Source organism: Mycolicibacterium lutetiense (genome assembly GCF_017876775.1).
Lineage (GTDB): Bacteria > Actinomycetota > Actinomycetes > Mycobacteriales > Mycobacteriaceae > Mycobacterium > Mycobacterium lutetiense.
The window spans coordinates 1422727-1439466 of sequence record NZ_JAGIOP010000001.1 but is presented as its reverse complement, the minus strand read 5'-3'; the positions used below and the strand labels follow the sequence as shown (position 1 = coordinate 1439466).

Annotated in this window: 17 protein-coding genes; 9 read left to right on the top strand and 8 right to left on the bottom strand. The window is 67.7% G+C overall.

The features are described 5' to 3' along the window. Positions 1-57 precede the first annotated feature (57 nt). From JOF57_RS06885 to ctaC, 4 genes are all read right to left on the bottom strand, one after another. A complete protein-coding gene (locus JOF57_RS06885; RefSeq protein ID WP_209915178.1) occupies positions 58-633 on the bottom strand; it encodes a DUF2561 family protein in 576 nt (191 codons plus the stop codon). Next, the gene (locus JOF57_RS06880) at positions 633-1505 is read right to left on the bottom strand and encodes an MmpS family transport accessory protein (RefSeq protein WP_209915176.1); all 873 of its coding nucleotides are present in this window, start codon (positions 1503-1505) and stop codon (positions 633-635) included. Before JOF57_RS06880 ends, JOF57_RS06885 begins: the two co-directional genes overlap by 1 nt. Before the next feature lie 183 nt (positions 1506-1688). After that, the gene (locus tag JOF57_RS06875) at positions 1689-2108 is read right to left on the bottom strand and encodes a cytochrome c oxidase subunit 4 (protein WP_209915173.1); all 420 of its coding nucleotides are present in this window, start codon (positions 2106-2108) and stop codon (positions 1689-1691) included. Between the two features lie 12 nt (positions 2109-2120). After that, positions 2121-3158 carry an aa3-type cytochrome oxidase subunit II gene (gene ctaC, locus JOF57_RS06870; RefSeq protein WP_209915170.1) on the bottom strand — a complete coding sequence of 346 codons (1038 nt, stop codon included), beginning with the start codon at positions 3156-3158 and terminating at the stop codon, positions 2121-2123. Positions 3159-3348: 190 nt separating this feature from the next. On the opposite strand from ctaC, the gene asnB reads away from it, so the two are divergent. Further along, positions 3349-5316, top strand: a complete 1968-nt coding sequence (gene asnB / locus JOF57_RS06865; protein WP_209915168.1) for an asparagine synthase (glutamine-hydrolyzing) — start codon at positions 3349-3351, stop codon at positions 5314-5316. A gap of 90 nt (positions 5317-5406) precedes the next feature. Here the strand turns inward: asnB and JOF57_RS06860 are convergent, their stop codons facing one another. Beyond that, positions 5407-6384 carry a carbohydrate kinase family protein gene (locus JOF57_RS06860; RefSeq protein WP_209915165.1) on the bottom strand — a complete coding sequence of 326 codons (978 nt, stop codon included), beginning with the start codon at positions 6382-6384 and terminating at the stop codon, positions 5407-5409. A 172-nt stretch (positions 6385-6556) separates the two neighbouring features. On the opposite strand from JOF57_RS06860, the gene JOF57_RS06855 reads away from it, so the two are divergent. Continuing rightward, positions 6557-7183 (top strand): Rv0361 family membrane protein, encoded by a 627-nt coding sequence (locus tag JOF57_RS06855; RefSeq protein ID WP_209915162.1) that lies wholly within the window; start codon positions 6557-6559, stop codon positions 7181-7183. 20 nt (positions 7184-7203) lie between these two features. Here JOF57_RS06855 and JOF57_RS06850 read toward each other — a convergent pair whose 3' ends face one another. After that, positions 7204-7560: a HesB/IscA family protein gene (locus tag JOF57_RS06850; protein ID WP_209915159.1), complete on the bottom strand. Its 357-nt coding sequence runs from the start codon at positions 7558-7560 to the stop codon at positions 7204-7206. Positions 7561-7737: 177 nt separating this feature from the next. On the opposite strand from JOF57_RS06850, the gene JOF57_RS06845 reads away from it, so the two are divergent. The 4 genes from JOF57_RS06845 to JOF57_RS06830 are packed head-to-tail and all read left to right on the top strand — an operon-like array spanning position 7738 to position 10752. Continuing rightward, complete coding sequence (locus JOF57_RS06845; RefSeq protein WP_209915156.1) at positions 7738-8409, top strand: DUF3043 domain-containing protein; 672 nt, start codon at positions 7738-7740, stop codon at positions 8407-8409. Positions 8410-8432: 23 nt separating this feature from the next. Then, positions 8433-8963, top strand: a complete 531-nt coding sequence (locus JOF57_RS06840) for a bifunctional adenosylcobinamide kinase/adenosylcobinamide-phosphate guanylyltransferase (RefSeq protein ID WP_209915152.1) — start codon at positions 8433-8435, stop codon at positions 8961-8963. After that, on the top strand, positions 8960-10030 hold the full coding sequence (gene cobT / locus JOF57_RS06835) for a nicotinate-nucleotide--dimethylbenzimidazole phosphoribosyltransferase (RefSeq protein WP_209915149.1): 1071 nt from the start codon (positions 8960-8962) through the stop codon (positions 10028-10030). Before JOF57_RS06840 ends, cobT begins: the two co-directional genes overlap by 4 nt. Then, positions 10027-10752 (top strand): adenosylcobinamide-GDP ribazoletransferase, encoded by a 726-nt coding sequence (locus tag JOF57_RS06830; RefSeq protein ID WP_209915146.1) that lies wholly within the window; start codon positions 10027-10029, stop codon positions 10750-10752. The genes cobT and JOF57_RS06830 overlap by 4 nt, the downstream gene beginning before the upstream one ends. 122 nt (positions 10753-10874) lie before the next feature. Here the strand turns inward: JOF57_RS06830 and JOF57_RS06825 are convergent, their stop codons facing one another. Together JOF57_RS06825 and gcvT are read right to left on the bottom strand one after the other, a co-directional pair. Next, positions 10875-11993, bottom strand: coding sequence for a branched-chain amino acid aminotransferase (locus JOF57_RS06825; protein ID WP_209915143.1), 1119 nt, complete (start codon positions 11991-11993; stop codon positions 10875-10877). Positions 11994-12015: 22 nt separating this feature from the next. Further along, positions 12016-13113, bottom strand: a complete 1098-nt coding sequence (gene gcvT, locus JOF57_RS06820) for a glycine cleavage system aminomethyltransferase GcvT (RefSeq protein ID WP_209915140.1) — start codon at positions 13111-13113, stop codon at positions 12016-12018. A 68-nt stretch (positions 13114-13181) separates the two neighbouring features. Between gcvT and JOF57_RS06815 the strand changes: the two genes are divergently transcribed. The 3 genes from JOF57_RS06815 to JOF57_RS06805 are packed head-to-tail and all read left to right on the top strand — an operon-like array spanning position 13182 to position 16737. Further along, positions 13182-14273: an adenylate/guanylate cyclase domain-containing protein gene (locus tag JOF57_RS06815; protein ID WP_209915138.1), complete on the top strand. Its 1092-nt coding sequence runs from the start codon at positions 13182-13184 to the stop codon at positions 14271-14273. After that, positions 14270-15790 carry a leucyl aminopeptidase gene (locus tag JOF57_RS06810; RefSeq protein WP_307869974.1) on the top strand — a complete coding sequence of 507 codons (1521 nt, stop codon included), beginning with the start codon at positions 14270-14272 and terminating at the stop codon, positions 15788-15790. Before JOF57_RS06815 ends, JOF57_RS06810 begins: the two co-directional genes overlap by 4 nt. A gap of 26 nt (positions 15791-15816) precedes the next feature. Continuing rightward, positions 15817-16737: a lytic transglycosylase domain-containing protein gene (locus JOF57_RS06805; protein ID WP_209915133.1), complete on the top strand. Its 921-nt coding sequence runs from the start codon at positions 15817-15819 to the stop codon at positions 16735-16737. Positions 16738-16740 lie beyond the last annotated feature (3 nt).

The following is a 16740-nucleotide window of genomic DNA, read 5'->3' as shown; positions in this document are numbered from 1 at the left end:
CGAACAAACGGCGGGTGAGGTACCTGGACGACCGGCCGGGTTCCGGACCGGGGAGGACTAAACAGACGGTGAGTCGCGCTGCCGCAGCGCCACGATCGGCAGCGCGACGAGGCCCGCGGTGACCACACCGGCCAGGCCGTAGAGGCACCAGGCAGCCACGTCACTGCCTGTTGCCATGAGATAGGTGCCCAACCCGATGGCCGCTGCCCCAAACCCGATGGCGCAGACGGTCGCCAGGAGGAACCGGAGCCACACCGCCTCGGCCGCGGCAGCGTCGTTGCCCGTGGTGTAGCGGCTCATCTCGACCGGCGCAGCCCGGTAGCTACCCCCGATCGGGCGAGGTGAGCGAGCCGGCGGCTGGGGCCGCCGTCCGGGCTGGCGGTTGCCGGCCTGGGCCCGGGCCCGCAGCAACAGCGGCACCGCCCCGGCGATCACCAGCACCGACAGGCCGATCACGGTGTACAGCAGCCAGGGAGTGTCGGCACTCTCGGAGCCCTGCGGATGGCTGCGGCCCAGGTCCACCAGGGCCACGACGGCCGCCACTCCGGCACCCAGCGCGGCGAGCCACACCGCGGCACACGCGCCCAGCAGAACCCGGTCGGTGTTGTCGAGTTCGCTGATCGGCCGGGACATCAGCAGGCAGTCTGGGCCGAGTTGTTGGCGTTCGACGAGAGGACCGTACCGTCGCTGGCCGTGATCGAGCAGTTCAGTCTGCTGACCAGGAACAGACTGGACGCCTCGACCGAGCCGACATCCGAGTTGGAGATCGGGGTCATCGTGAAGGTCCACGGGATGTAGACGTTGCGCAGCGTGCGCCGGTTTCCGTTCCCGTCCACGTAGGTGATCGTGATGATGTCACCCGGCGCCTTGGTACCCGTCACGGAATACGTGACCTGACGCGGCCCGGCCTGCGTCGTGGTGGTGGTCGGCGGCGCCGTCGTCGTACCTGGGGCCGGCGGGGGCGCCTCGTGGGTCGGCACGGGCGCAGGGGGCGGCGGTTCGGTAACCGTCACCGTCTCCGGGGGCGGCGGAGGCGGCACCTCCTCCGATGTGGGCGGAGGAGGCGGCGGTGGAGTCGTCGTGGTGATCTCGTCCTGCACCGGCGGCGCCGACGTGGTGCTGCTCGGCTGCGGGGTTGCCAGGTTGGTGGTGTCGTCGTCGCGCGAAACCAGGACGCCTACCGAAGTCACCAGGGCTACCGCCGCGATGATGGCGGTGATACCGACCACCCACGGCCAGCGCGGCGGAGGACCAGTGTCGACCAGTTCGGTCGCCGGGTCGTAGTCGTCGTAGTCGTAGAGCGCCACATCGGCGGGCACGTAGGGACCGCTGGTGAACTGCTCCGACTCCGGCGCGGAGTACGCCTGCGAGTAGAAATCCGTCTCGCTGTCATCCGCGCCTGCGCCCGCTACCTGACTCGGAACCTCAGGTGCGGAGTGTTTTCCGGGTTGATCCGGCAGATCAGAACCGGAGGCACCCGGTTCTGGGGGATTCGGCCCGCTCATCTACGCCTATCCTTCTCGACAACTTCACTGCCACGCGGGACGAACGAAACCGTTCGCTGGTGACAGTGCCCCGGCAACATTACCGAACGAGGCGAAGCCGGCGAGTCCGGCGCTGCCGGTGGCGGATGAAGTGACGGCCCGATTGTGACCTTGAGCAGGCCACAATCGGCACGTCCGAACGGGTCAGTGCTTCTCAGCACCCCAGTAGTACTCGAAGACCAGGCCGCCAACCGCTGTCAGCACGAAGCAGATGCCGGCGACCATCAACCAGGGCAGCCACAGGGCGGTGCCCACCGCAACGACCGAGAAGGCCAGCGCGATCAGGATCGGCCACCAGCTGTGCGGCGAGAAGAAACCCAGTTCCCCTGCGCCGTCGCTGATCTCGGCATCTTCGTAGTCTTCGGGGCGGGTGTCGAGACGCCGCGCCACGAAGCGGAAGAACGTGCCGATGATCAGGGTCAGTCCGGTGGTGAGAGCGAGCGCGGTGGTACCGGCCCACTCCACGCCACCGGTGGCGAACATCGCCGTCAATACGGCGTACACCACCGCCGACAGCGCGAAGAACGCGGTGAGGATCTCGAACAGTCGAGCTTCAATATGCATTGCGTGTAGCCCCTACTTGCTCGCCTGCGGTGCCTGCTCGCCGCGTCGGGTATCGAACGGGTGCGTGGTGGTTGCCAGCGGCGGCTGGTTGATCGCCGCCAACGCCTCGGCGTTGGTCTTGCCCGCCTCGCGCTGGTCGATGTAGGCCTTGAAGTCGGCCGGTTCGACGACCCGGACCTCGAAGTTCATCATCGAATGGTAGGTACCGCACATCTCGGTGCAGCGCCCGACAAATGCGCCGGTCTGCTCGATCTTGCTGACCTGGAAGATGTAGTCCGAGTTGTTGGCCACCGGTTGGGGCATCACGTCACGCTTGAAGAGGAACTCCGGCACCCAGAAACCGTGGATCACGTCCGCGGAGTTGAGCTGGAACTCGATGCGCTTGCCCACCGGAACCACCAGCACCGGAATCTCGGTGGAGGTGCCCAGGGTCTCGATCTTGTCGAAGTTCAGGTAGGTGCGGTCCTCAGGGTTGAGACCGTGCACCGCGCCGACCTTCTCGTTGCCGTGCGCATCCTTGCCCTCCGGCTTGGACGTCATCGCAGCCTTGCGCTCTGCGTCGACACCGTCATAGTCGAACGTGCCGTCGGCGAAGTCGATCTTCTGGTAACCGAACTTCCAGTTCCACTGGAAGGCAGTCACGTCGATGACGACCTCGGGGTTCGGGTCCTTGTGCAACATGCGCTCCTGGACCACCACGGTGAAGTAGAACAGCACCGAGATGATGAGGAACGGGATGACCGTCAGCGCCAGCTCCAGCGGCATGTTGTAGCCGAACTGGCGCGGCAGCTCGGTGTCGCCCTTCTTCTTCCGGTGGAACGCACTCGACCAGAAAATCAGGGCCCACACGATGGCGCCCACCACGAAGGACGCAATCACCGAGCCGATCCACAGCTCGCGGTTGAGTTTGCCCTCCGGAGTGATTCCGGTCGGCCAACCGAGCGCAAGTGCGTCCTGCCAGCTGCAGCCGCTCAGCAATAGCGCTGAGCCACCCAGGACAATGGTCAACAACGCCGCTCGGGCCACCTTCTTAAGCCCGCGAGGTGTCACGTTGGCGCCTCCTAGATCGGTATTTCGCGACCGCGACCGGTCGTTGTTTTGCGAATACTACGCAGCGTAGACCACGCCAGTCCACGGGAGTGAAGCGACTCGGGAATGCCGTCGCGACAGGAGCGGAGCGACCGGCGCAACGGCCCGGGTGGTGGTCTCGTGGAGCCGCCGGATCAGACATACTGGCGCGGTGTGCGGACTGCTCGCGTTGGTAACTGACCCATCCGAATCCTCCCGGGGTGATGTCTCCCCCGACGCCGGATCGCAGCTGGTCGACGCGGTGGCGGGCGCTTCCCACCTGATGCGTCACCGGGGCCCCGACGAGCCCGGGACGTGGGCGGATACCAGCGGCGACGCCGCCGTGGTGCTCGGTTTCAACCGGTTGTCGATCATCGATATCGCGCACAGTCACCAGCCGTTGCGCTGGGGACCCGCAGAGGCGCCGGACCGTTACGCGCTCGTCTTCAACGGTGAGATCTACAACTATCTGGAATTGCGTGAGGAGCTGCGCGCGGAGTTCGGTGCGGTATTTCACACCGACGGTGACGGCGAGGCCATCGTCGCGGCCTACCACCACTGGGGCGCCGGCGCACTGAGCCGACTGCGCGGCATGTTCGCGTTCGCGGTGTGGGACACCGTCGAGCGTGAATTGTTCTGCGCCAGGGATCCGTTCGGCATCAAGCCACTGTTCATGGCCACCGGGCCGGGCGGCACCGCGGTGGGCAGCGAGAAGAAGTGCCTGCTGGACCTGGCTGATCTGCTGGGACTCGACCTGGGCATCGACGAGCGGGCCGTGCAGCACTACACCGTGCTGCAGTACGTGCCCGAACCCGAGACGCTGCACCGCGGTATCCGCCGGCTGGAATCAGGCAGCTATGCACGGTTGAAGCCGGGTGGCCGTCCCGAGGTGACCCGCTACTTCGTGCCGAAATTCAATGCGGTGCCGTTCGTCAAGGGTGCCGAGCAGTCCCGCTACGACGAGATCACCGCCGCCCTGGAAGATTCCGTCGCCAAACACATGCGGGCCGATGTGACCGTCGGCGCCTTCCTGTCCGGCGGCATCGACTCGACGGCGACCGCGGCGCTGGCGATGCGCCACAATCCCCGGCTGATCACATTCACCACCGGATTCGAACGCGAGGGCTTCTCCGAGGTGGACGTGGCCGTCGCGTCCGCGGAAGCCATCGGCGCCCGGCATGTCACCAAGGTCGTCAGCCAGGCGGAGTTCGTCGAGGCGTTGCCCGAGATCGTCTGGTATCTGGACGAACCGGTGGCCGACCCGGCCCTGGTGCCGCTGTTCTTCATCGCCCGCGAGGCCCGCAAGCACGTGAAGGTGGTGCTGTCCGGCGAGGGTGCCGACGAGTTGTTCGGCGGTTACACGATCTACCGGGAACCGTTGTCCCTGAGGCCTTTCGACTACCTGCCGGGGCCGGTGCGCAAGTCGCTGGGCAAGGCGTCCAAACCGCTGCCGGAGGGGATGCGCGGCAAGAGTCTGCTGCACCGCGGTTCGCTGACGCTCGAGGAGCGGTACTACGGCAATGCCCGTAGCTTCTCCGATGAGCAGCTACGGGCGGTACTGCCGGGCTTCCGGCCGGAATGGACGCACACCGACGTCACCGGTCCGCTGTACGCCGAATCGCGCGGCTGGGATCCGGTCGCCCGGATGCAGCATATCGACCTGTTCACCTGGCTGCGGGGCGACATCCTGGTCAAGGCCGACAAGATCACCATGGCCAACTCGCTGGAACTGCGGGTGCCGTTCCTGGACCCAGAGGTTTTCGCGGTGGCCTCCCGGCTGCCGGTCGATCAGAAGATCACCCGCTCGACGACCAAGTACGCACTGCGCCGCGCACTGGAGCCGATCATTCCGCCCCACGTGCTGAACCGCCCGAAGCTGGGCTTCCCGGTGCCGATCCGGCATTGGCTGCGCGCCGGCGAGCTGATGGACTGGGCGTACGCCATGACGGCGTCCTCCCAAACCGACGCCCTGATCGATCGGTCCGTGGTCCGCACCATGCTCGACGAGCACCGCAGCGGCGTCAGCGATCACAGCCGCCGGCTGTGGACCGTGCTGATCTTCATGCTGTGGCACGCCATCTTCGTCGAGCACAGCGTGACCCCGCAGATCTCCGAACCGCACTACCCGGTACAGCTCTAGGCGCGAGCAGACGCAAAACTGCCCCAAAACCGTGGTTTTGGGGCAGTTTTGCTGGGGGCTCCACCCGCTTGCGGGTGACTGTTCGGCAGGCTAGTTACCGAGCGCCTTGCCGATCTCGGCGCCTGCCTCGGCACCGTAGGCGTCGGTGAGCCGCTGCACTGCCTCGGTCGCGTCCCAGGTCCATTCCTGCGGACCGGTCGCCTCGAGCACCAGGACCGCGACCAGGGATGCCAGCTGAGCCGAGCGCTCCAGGCCCAATCCCGCACTGCGACCGGTCAGGAAGCCCGCCCGGAACGCGTCGCCGATACCGGTGGGATCGGCCTGATGCTTTTCCGGCACCACGCCGACATGCACGAACGTGCCGTCGGAGCTGACCAGGTCGACGCCCTTGGCGCCGAGGGTGGTGACGCGCATGCCGATCTGGCTCATCACCTGGGCCTCGCTCCACCCCGACTTCTGCAGCAGCAGGTCCCACTCGTAGTCGTTGGTGAACAGGTAGGCGGCGCGGTTGATGAGCTGGCGGATCTCCTCGCCGGAGAGCCGGGCCAACTGCTGGGACGGGTCGGCGGCGAAGGCCAGGCCGAGCTTGCGGCACTCCTCGGTGTGCAGGAACATCGCCTCGGGGTCGTTGGCGCCGATGATCACCAACTCCGGTTTCCCGACGCGGGCCACCAGATCGGCCAGGGAGATGTTGCGGGCTTCCGACATGGCACCGGGGTAGAACGAGGCGATCTGGGCCATGTCCTCATCGGTGGTGCAGACGAAGCGGGCGGTGTAGGCGCTGTCGGAGATCAGCACGCTGCCGCAGTCGACATTGGCGCCTTCCAACCAGGCCCGGTATTCACCGAAATCCTGACCTGCGGCCCCGACGAGGGCCACGTCACCGCCGAGAATGCCGATCGCGAAGGCCATGTTGCCCGCGACTCCCCCACGGTGGATCACCAGATCGTCGACCAGGAAGCTCAGCGACACCTTCTGCAGGTGGTCGGCCAGCAGTTGCTCGGAGAATTTGCCCGGGAACCGCATCAGGTGGTCGGTCGCGATGGATCCGGTAACTGCGATGGTCACGTAGTGCACCCCTCATTTCGTTAAGTCGGCTACATAACAGTACCCGCGCAAGTCTTTTGGCGATCTGCACGCACGGTCGCACTTCGCGGGTTGCGCTAACCTGCGTATAACCGTATTCCCGGTCACCGTAGACGGCTGACCCACCTCCAGATCACGCGGGGAGCGTCATTTGATGACTGGTTCCTACCAGTACCCCGAGCAGATTCCGCCGCAGCAGTATCCCCAACCGGCGCCGACCGCGCCGTCTGCCTACCCCGGGACACTGCCGCCACCGGTGCCCTACCCGAAGCGGCGGCGCTGGCCGAAAATTCTGGCCGCCCTGCTGGTGGTGGCGGCGCTGGGAGGTGTGCTCACCGCGGTGCTGGTCACCGGCCGCCGCGGAGCTTCGGCACCGGTGGTGGTCTCCGACGCGCAGGCGAAGGCCGCGATCCAGGAATACCTGGACGCACTGATCGACGGGGACGGCGAAACGATCGCGCGGCACACCCTGTGCGGGTTGTACGACGGGGTCAAGGACCGTCGGGCTGACCTCGCGGTGGCCAGTCTGGCCAGCGACGCATTCCGCAAGCAGTTCAGCCATGTCGAGGTGACAGCCATCGACATGAACGTGCCGTGGTCGGCCACCCAAACCCAGGTGCTGTTCACCATGCGGGTGGCGCCGGCCAGCGGGTCCGCACGCGGACAACGCCCGATGAATGAGGAACAGCAGGGCGTGGCGCAGCTACTGGTGCAGAGGGACGGGAAGAACGAGCACATTCTGGTGTGCTCGTATGTGCTGCGCACCAGCGGCCTGTTTTGACCGCTGGGCGTCAGCTCACGTCAGTTGAAGGAGTCGCCGCAGGCGCAGGAGCCGGTGGCGTTCGGGTTGTCGATCGTGAAGCCCTGCTTCTCGATGGAGTCGACGAAGTCGATGGTGGCGCCCTGGATATACGGCGCGCTCATCCGGTCCACGACCAGCCTCACGCCGCCGAACTCGGCGTTGAGGTCACCGTCGAGGGTGCGGTCGTCGAAGAACAAGTTGTAGCGCAGGCCGGCGCAGCCGCCCGGCTGCACCGCGATACGCAGCGCGAGGTCGTCGCGGCCTTCCTGGTCCAGCAGCGCCTTCGCCTTCGTCGCCGCAGCATCGGACAGGGTCGCACCGTGGGTTTCGGTGGAAGTGGCGTCCTGAACAGTCATAGCTCTCCCTAAGCCCTGGGCATCTCCGATGCCGGTACAGCTGAAGTCCTCCGGAAACGCGCGGGTGTACCACGCGTCTACTACCTCAACGGTACCTTGTTCCGACGCTATTCCCGACTTATCCACAGGCCGGGGCATGTGGCCGGGCCCCCTACGGCGGGCAGTAGCCTGGCAGTCGTGAAGCTGCTGGGCCGTAAGAACGACAACGAAGGCGAACCTGCCGGGACCGACGAGGTCACGAGCGCGGGCGGGTCCGCAGAATCAACGGCGGGCACCGCGCCCAAGGGCAGGCCGACGCCCAAGCGCAACGACGCCACCAAACGACGCGGGCCGGTGGCCCCGGCTCCGCTGACCTCCGCCGAAGCGCGGGCGCGGCGCAAGGAACTGCGCGGGCCGAAGTTGTCGAAGGAAGAGCGCAAGATCGAGCGTCTCACCCGCCGGGCCGACATGAGCGATCGCCGCGAGAAGATGATGGCCGGCGACGAGTCCTACCTGCTGCCCCGCGACAAGGGCCCGGTTCGCCGCTACGTCCGTGACGTCGTCGACTCCCGCCGCAACGTGCTCGGCCTGTTCATGCCTGCGGCGCTGGCCATGATCTTCTTCATGCTGGCGCTGCCATCGCTGAAGTTCCAGCAGATCCTGTCCTACGCGATGCTGATCCTGGTGGTCATCATGCTGGTCGACGGCGTGCTCGTCGGCCGCAAGGTGAACCGCATGGTGGATGACAAGTTCCCTGACAACACCGAAAGTGGTTGGAAGCTGGGACTTTACGCGGCCAGCCGGGCATCGCAGCTGCGTCGTATGCGGGCACCACGACCGGTGGTCGAGCGCGGCGACAAGATCTCTTGATGCCGTTCCAGGCGGCCTGACGAGTGCGCACCCTGGTGCTCGGCGGTATCCGATCGGGTAAGTCCCAGTGGGCCGAATCGGCCATTGCGCACACCGCCGAAGGGGCGCCGGTCCGTTACGTGGCCACCGGTCGCGCCGCCGACGACGACGCGGCCTGGGCCGGCCGGATCAGCGCGCATCGGGCCCGCCGCCCCGGGCATTGGGGCACCGTGGAAACGACGGACCTGGCCGCCGATCTGGGTGGAGCACCGGGCACCGCAACGCTCGTCGACGACATCGGTGGCTGGCTCACCGCGACCATGGACCGCCTGGATGCCTGGACCGGAACACCGGTGGGCCCCGAAGTCGACGCCCTCGTTCAGGCGGTGGATGCGTTCGCCGCTCCCCTGGTGTTGGTGAGTCCGGAGGTCGGACTGACCGTGGTCCCCGCGACCGAGGCGGGACGCCGGTTCGCGGATGAACTGGGCACGGTCAATCAGCGCCTGGCCGCAGTGTGCGACCGCGTGGTGCTGGTCGTGGCCGGCCACCCGCTCACGGTGAAGGAGCCGTCATGACGGAATTGGATCCGGTCTTCGCCCCGGTCACCGCCCCGGACGCCGAGGCGGCCGCGGCGGCGCGGGCCCGTCAGGCCCGGCTCACCAAACCGCCCGGTTCCCTCGGCCGACTGGAAGACCTCGCGGCCTGGGCCGCCTCGTGCCAGGGCGTATGCCCGCCGCGGGCGCTCACCCGGGCCCGCGTCGTGGTCTTCGCGGCCGACCATGGGGTCACCGCCGCGGGGGTTTCGGCGTTCCCGTCCGCAGTGACCGGCCAGATGGTGGCCAACTTCGACGCCGGCGGGGCCGCGATCAACGTGCTGGCCGAGGTGGCCGGGGCCACCGTGCGGGTCGCCGACATCGCCGTCGACTGCGATCAACCGCTGTCTCCCGCGATCGGCGCCCACAAGGTGCGCCGCAGCTCCGGCAACATCGCGGTCGAAGATGCACTCAGCGCCGAGGAGACGGTGGCGGCGGTCAACGCCGGCCGCCAGATCGCCGACGAGGAGATCGACGCCGGAGCGGACCTGCTCATCGCCGGCGATATGGGAATCGGAAATACCACGGCTGCAACAACTTTGGTGGCGGCACTGACCGGCGCCGAACCCGTCGTCGTCGTGGGCCGCGGCACCGGCATCGACGATCTCGGCTGGATGCGCAAGACCGGCGCAGTGCGCGACGCGCTGTACCGGGCCCGCACCGTGACCGCCGATCCGCTGGGCCTGTTGCGGATGTGCGGCGGCGCCGACCTGGCCGCGATCGCCGGGTTCCTGGCCCAGGCCGCGGTGCGGCGCACCCCGGTTCTGCTGGACGGCTTGGTGGTGACGGCCGCGGCCCTGGTGGCCGAGAACCTGGCACCGGGCGCGCAGGCGTGGTGGCAGGCCGGCCATCGGTCGACCGAACCGGCCCACACCCTTGCGCTGTCCCAGTTGGGGCTGGAACCGATCATCGACCTCGGCATGCGTCTGGGCGAAGGGACCGGCGCCGCGGTGGCGCTGCCGATCCTGCGGGCCGCGATCGCCACCCTGGCCTCGATGGCCACCTTCGATGAGGCTGCAGTGGCCGGACCGCCTGAATCAACATCATGATTTCCGCGCTCGGCGGGGCCTTCGCGTTCGGCACGGTGCTACCGGTGAGAACGTCGGCCGGCATCGGCCGCGGAGCGCTCACCGCCCTGCCGGTGGTCGGCCTGACGCTCGGCGCGCTGGCGGCCGCGGTGGTGGCCGGTGGCCAGTGGGCCTTCGGCACCGGTACTGCACTGCCCGGCCTGCTGGCGGTGGCCGTACTTCTGCTGGCCACCCGCGGGCTGCACATCGACGGGTTCTGCGACACCGTGGACGGTCTGGGGTGTTACGGCCCTCCGGAGCGGGCGCTGGCGGTTATGCGGGACGGTTCGGCCGGACCATTCGGCGTCGCCGCGGTGATCGTGGTGATCGGTTGTCAGACAATGGCATTCGCCCAGCTCGACGCGGTAGCGATCGTCGTCGCCGTCACCGCCGGCCGCGTTGCGGCAGTCGTCGCCTGCCGCCGTTCAGTGCCCGCGGCGGCCGGCAGCTCATTGGGTGGTGCCGTGGCGGGCAGTCAACCGATGGCCGTGGTGGCCGCGTGGGTGATCGCCGTCGCCGCGACGGCCGCGTGGGCCGGCGCACGGATGTGGCAGGGCCCGGTCGTGGTGTTGGTGGCGGTGGGCTGTTCGGTGCTGCTGGTCGCCCACTGCGTGCGGCGGTTCGGCGGCATCACCGGCGACGTGTTGGGTGCCGCCGTCGAGGTGACGACGACGCTGACGGCGCTCGGTTTGGCGATTCGCTGACCTGCTGACGCCTCGCTGCCGTCACGCCCATCCCCGGCATTCGCGACACCGCGCCCGGTTGTCACGCTGGCGTGACGCTCGAGGTCGGCAGCCACTCTGGCGTGACAAAGCAGACGCAACCGCTAGTTCAGCCGGGCCATCCAGCCGTGGGTATCGGCGAAGGTGCCCCGCTGGATCCCGGTCAGGGTGTCGCGCAGGGCCATGGTGATCTCGCCGGGCTGCCCGTCGGCGATGGTGAACTCTTCCGGCGAATCGGAGCTGCCGTATTTGACCCTCGACACCGGGGTGATCACCGCGGCCGTCCCGCAGGCGAACACCTCGGTGATCTCGCCGGCGGCGGCCTTCTTCTGCCATTCGGCGACGTCGATCTTGCGTTCTTCGACCGCGAAGCCGGCGTCGGTGGCCAACTGCAGCAAGGAATCTCGTGTGATTCCCGGCAGCAGCGAACCGGACAGCTCCGGGGTGACGAGCCGGGCCGTACCGCCGCTGCCGAAGACGAAGAACAGGTTCATCCCGCCCATCTCCTCGACGTAGCGACGCTCAAGCGCGTCCAGCCACACCACCTGGTCGCACCCGTTGTCGGCGGCCTGCGCCTGCGCGAGCAGCGAGGCCGCGTAGTTGCCACCGAACTTGGCGGCACCGGTACCGCCGGGTGAGGCGCGCACGTACTCGTGTGACAGCCACACGCTGACCGGCTTGATGCCGCCCTTGAAGTACGCCCCGGCCGGCGAGCCGATCACCAGGTAGCGGTATTCGTTGGCGGGACGCACGCCCAGCCCCGGTTCGGTGGCGATCACGAACGGCCGCAGGTACAGCGACTCTTCCCCACCGGCCTCGGGCACCCACTTCTCGTCGACCGCGATGAGCTGGCGCAGCGATTCGATGAACACGTCCTCGGGAAGTTCCGGGATGGCCAACCGCCGTGAGGAGGTACGCAGTCGCGCCGCGTTGGACTCCGGCCGGAACGACACGATCGAGCCGTCCGCCCACCGGTAGGCCTTGAGTCCTTCGAACACTTCCTGCGCGTAGTGCAGCACGATGGCCGAGGGATCGAGCTCGATCGGCCCGTACGGGATCACCTGTGCGTTGTGCCAGCCCTGCCCGGCGGTGTAGTCGATGGCCACCATGTGGTCGGTGTGGAATTTGCCAAAACCCGGGTTGGCCAAGATCGATTCGCGTACCGCATCGGTCGCCGGATTCGCGTTGGCTGAAACCGTGAACTCGAGTTGGCCGCTAGTCATGCAGCGATTGTATCGCCCGAGGCTAACGTGTTTTCGCGGCCACAAACGGCGGCTTCACCACCTCGCATTCGACAGCGCGGCCACGGACGTCCACGCTCACGTGCTGTCCGTCGGCAATGTCGTGGGCGGTGTCGATGAGGGCCAGTGCGATACCGACTTTCAGTGACGGCGAGAACGTCCCCGACGTCGTGGTGCCGATCCGGGTGTCCCCGTCGAGCACCGCGAGATCGGCGCGCAAGACCCCGCGACCGACCGCTTTGAGGCCGCGCAGCACTCGGGCCGGGCCGGCCTGCTTCTCGGCCAGCAACGCATCGCGTCCCCAGAACGCGTCCTTCTTCCAGCCGATCGCCCAGCCGCAGCGGGCCTGCAGCGGTGAGATGTCCAGCGACAGCTCGTGGCCGTGCAGCGGGTAGCCCATCTCGGTGCGCAGCGTGTCGCGGGCGCCCAGGCCTGCGGGTTCGCCGCCGGCCGCGCGCACCGCCGCCACCAGGGCGTCGAACACGACGCCGGCGCGGTCCCAGGCCGGCAGCAGCTCATAGCCGTGTTCGCCGGTGTAGCCGGTGCGGCAGACCCGTACGAACACGCCGTCGTACTCCGCGTCGACGTAACCCATGTAGTCCATCTCGGTGGGTAGCCCCAGTGCCTCCAGCACCTCGGTGGATTTCGGCCCCTGCACCGCCAGCACCGCATATGAGCGGTGCTCGTCGGTGATGGTGAGCCCGTCGGGAGCATGCTTTTTCAGTTCGGCGACGACCGCGGCGGTGTTGGCGGCGTTGGGCACCAGGAAGATCTCGTCGTCGGAGACGTAGTAGGCGATCAGGTCATCGATCACGCCGCCCGTTTCGGTGCAGCACAGGGTGTACTGCGCCTTGCCCGGTCCGATCCGGTTCAGGTCGTTGGTGAATGCCGAGTTGACGTAGGCGGCCGCACCGGGCCCTTTGACCAGGGCCTTTCCGAGGTGGCTGACGTCGAACAGGCCAACGGTGTCGCGGGTGGCAGTGTGCTCGGCGACGGTCCCGGCGTAGGACACCGGCATCAGCCAGCCACCGAATTCGGCGAAACTGGCTCCCAGTTCGCGGTGGCGGTCTTCCAGCGGTCCGTGCAGCAGGTCGTCACTCACGGCCCCAACCCTAATCTGCGGGCGCAATCTGCCCGCGCAATCACACCATCAAACTGCACACTGGTCTGGTGGTCGATTTCGATGCGCTGGCTGCCGCGGGGGTCACCGACGCGCATGGGCGCGCCCCGCTCATCGAGTACCTGGACGGGTTGGGTTTCACCGCCGAGCAGATGATCGAGGCAGAGTCCCGGGGCCGGTTGTTCGGACTGGCCGGGGATGTCCTGCAGTGGTCAGGACCACCGGAATACTGTCTGGCCGACGTGGCCGCCGAGATCGACATCCCGCTGGAAGACGTTCAGCGGGCGTGGGCCGCGTTGGGTCTGACGGTGGCCGGCTGCGAGGTGAGGACGCTCAGCCGAGCTGATCTGGAGACCCTGCGCACCTGGGCGGAGTTGCGGGTGTTGGTCGGCGATGTCGAGGCCACCGGCCTGCTGCGCGTCATCGGTTCGGGTATGGCCCGGTTGGCCGAAGCACTGTCGTCGATGAGCCGGGCCAGCACGCCCGACATCCAACTCAACGTCAGCCATGATGAGCTCACCACCGCCAAGGCCTACCGGACGGCCGCCGGCTTCATCCCGCGGATCGGCTCGATGATCGACGCCGTGCACCGCCATCATGTGATGAGTGCGCGCAGCTACTTCGAACACGTGGTCCGCGACGACTCGTCGAATGTGGTGTGCGGCATCGGTTTTGCCGATCTGTCTGGGTTCACCGCGCTGACCCAGATGTTGACCACCGTCGAACTGTCGGCGCTGCTCAACGAGTTCAGCGCCGTCAGCACCGAGGTCGTGCAGGGCGCCGGCTGCCGCGTGGTCAAGTTCATCGGGGACGCCATCATGTGGGTCGGCTCCGAACCTGCCGAGGTGCTACAGGTCGCCATCGACCTGGTGACTCACCCTCGGGCTGCCGAGACCAACCTGCAGGTGCGGGCCGGACTCGATTTCGGCCAGGTGCTGGCCATCGGCGGCGACTATTTCGGCAATCCGGTGAATCGGGCAGCCCGTCTCGTCGCCGCTGCCGAACCCAGCCAGATCCTGGTATCCGAACCGCTGTGTGAGCTCCTTGATGAACGGGCGTTCGCGGCGGCTCGCTCTCTGACGTTGAAGGGGTTCGCCGCACCGGTCACGGCGTATCCGCTGCGTCTAGGGTGGGCGGGGTGAGCCCCGCAAATCCCGGTTACCAGGTTCCCGATGTCACCGTCAGTTCGTCGCTGCCCAAAAGCAAGAGCGACGCCGTGCTGATCGTTCCCGTGGTCAGCGGGCCGGATGACGATGCAACCGCCACCGTCGTCGCCAACCCGTTTCTCGACGCCGAGGCGGTCGGCGAGATCGAGGTCGCGCTCAAGGCACTCGGCGCAAAGGGGGGCACCGACCAGGTCACCAGGGTGGTGGTGGGTGGTGTCGCGGCTGCGAGCGTGCTGGTTGTCGGCCTGGGCGCGCCGCGCGACGAGTGGCCCGCCGACGTGATCCGCCGGGCCGCCGGTACCGCCGCGCGGTCGCTGAACGGCACCGAGACGGTCATCACCACGCTGTCCGACATCGACCTGGAAGCCGCCGTCGAGGGCCTGATCCTGGGCGCCTACCGATTCAGCGCCTTCCGTAGCGCCAAGACCGCGCCGAAAGACGCAGGCCTGACTGCGATCACCGCGCTGACCGCCGACACGAAGGCGGCGACGAAGGCGCAGGCACAGCGCGCGGTGGACATCGCTTCGGCGGTCGCTACTGCTCGCGACTTTGTCAACACCCCGCCCAGCCACCTGTTCCCCGACGAATTCGCCAAGTGGGCAAAGGCTTTGGGTGAGGCCGCCGGGCTTGAGGTCGAGGTGCTCGACGACAAGGCCCTGACCAAGGCCGGCTATGGCGGCATCGTGGGGGTCGGCAAGGGCTCCTCGCGTCCGCCGCGTCTGGTGCGGTTGATCCACCGGGGCACCACCAAGAAGGGCAAGCGCGTCGCGCTCGTCGGCAAGGGCATCACCTTCGACACCGGCGGCATCTCGATCAAGCCGGCCGCCAATATGCATCACATGACCTCAGACATGGGTGGCGCGGCGGCGGTCATCGCGACCGTGGTGCTGGCGGCCAGGCAGAAACTGCCCATCGAGGTCATCGCGACCGTGCCGATGGCCGAGAACATGCCGTCGGCGACGGCGCAGCGCCCGGGCGACGTGCTCACGCAGTACGGCGGGATCACCGTCGAAGTGCTCAATACCGATGCCGAGGGCCGGTTGATCCTGGCCGATGCGATCGTGCGGGCCTGCGAGGACGATCCGGACTACCTGATCGAGACCTCGACTCTGACCGGTGCACAGACCGTCGCGCTGGGTTCCCGCACGCCGGGCGTGATGGGCAGTGAAGAGTTCCGCGACCGGGTCGCGACGCTGTCGCAGGCCGTGGGCGAAAATGCCTGGGCCATGCCGTTGCCCGAGGAACTGCGCGACGATCTCAAATCCTCGGTGGCGGATCTGGCCAACGTCAGCGGGTCCCGCTTTGCCGGGATGCTGGTGGCGGGCACGTACCTTCGCGAGTTCGTCGCCGACGGGGTCCAGTGGACACACATCGACATCGCTGCCCCGGCCTACAACACCGGGAGCCCTTGGGGTTACACCCCCAAGGGCGGCACCGGAGTGCCGACGCGCACGATGTTCGCGGTCCTGGAAGATATCGCCGCGAACGGCTAGTCATGTTCCCGCCCACCGTGAACACGATGACGAGAATTGCCCAGCATCTCGCGATCGCGTTCACGTTGGGCGCGGGGCTCGCCGGCTGTTCGGACTCATCGAGCCCGCCGCCATCCACTCCGCCTGGCACGACGACGTCGACGACGCATGCGGCTCCCCCGCCGCCGGCCGCCCCGGCGCAGCCGCGCCTGGCTCCGGACCCCGTCCGGCTGGCAGAGGACCTCGTTGCCGACGAGCGCGCGCTGCGCGACCCGTCGACTCCGGAGCCGACGCTGACGCAGGCCGCCCGCCGCCAACAGGTGGCCTACCGTGCAATCGGCCGTCACCCCGAATGGGACGGGATCATCCGGCCGCGTATCCCGGCCGAACTTGTCGCGTTCTACGACCACAATGTCGATGCGCGGCGGCAACTCGCCACGCTTGCCGAACCCAAGGACACCCTGCCCGCGTGGCGCATCAACCCGCCGACTCCGGCCGACGTGCTGCTCAGCGCCTACCGCGAGGCCGAGGCGGCCTCCGGCGTGGGCTGGCAATACCTGGCCGCGATCAATCTGATCGAGACACACTTCGGCAGCGTGGTCGGTGACAGCACGGCCGGAGCGCAGGGCCCCATGCAGTTCATGCCGTCCACCTTCGCGGCGTACGGCCTGGGCGGTGATATCCACTCACCTCGGGACAGCATCATGGCCGCCGGGAATTACCTGGCCGCCAACGGTTTTGCAGGCGATCCCGACCACGCCCTGTTCCGGTACAACAACGCGGACGAGTACGTGCGGGCGGTCACTGACTACGCCGCCGCGATGACCGCCGATCCCGCGGCGTTCGGCGCGTACTACCGCTGGGACGTCTACTACGTCACCACCGCCGGTGATGTGCTGCTGCCGATCGGGTATGCCGCCGAATCGCGGATCCCCGTCGGCGAATACCTCACCGCGTATCCGCAGTAGCGG

Coding starts and splice junctions, on each gene's coding strand:
- JOF57_RS06885 (WP_209915178.1), bottom strand. CDS start 633: ATGTCCCGGCCGATCAGCGAACTCGACAACACCGACCGGGTTCTGCTG.
- JOF57_RS06880 (WP_209915176.1), bottom strand. CDS start 1,505: ATGAGCGGGCCGAATCCCCCAGAACCGGGTGCCTCCGGTTCTGATCTG.
- JOF57_RS06875 (WP_209915173.1), bottom strand. CDS start 2,108: ATGCATATTGAAGCTCGACTGTTCGAGATCCTCACCGCGTTCTTCGCG.
- JOF57_RS06855 (WP_209915162.1), top strand. CDS start 6,557: ATGACTGGTTCCTACCAGTACCCCGAGCAGATTCCGCCGCAGCAGTAT.
- JOF57_RS06850 (WP_209915159.1), bottom strand. CDS start 7,560: ATGACTGTTCAGGACGCCACTTCCACCGAAACCCACGGTGCGACCCTG.
- cobT (WP_209915149.1), top strand. CDS start 8,960: ATGACGGAATTGGATCCGGTCTTCGCCCCGGTCACCGCCCCGGACGCC.
- JOF57_RS06830 (WP_209915146.1), top strand. CDS start 10,027: ATGATTTCCGCGCTCGGCGGGGCCTTCGCGTTCGGCACGGTGCTACCG.
- JOF57_RS06825 (WP_209915143.1), bottom strand. CDS start 11,993: ATGACTAGCGGCCAACTCGAGTTCACGGTTTCAGCCAACGCGAATCCG.
- JOF57_RS06805 (WP_209915133.1), top strand. CDS start 15,817: ATGACGAGAATTGCCCAGCATCTCGCGATCGCGTTCACGTTGGGCGCG.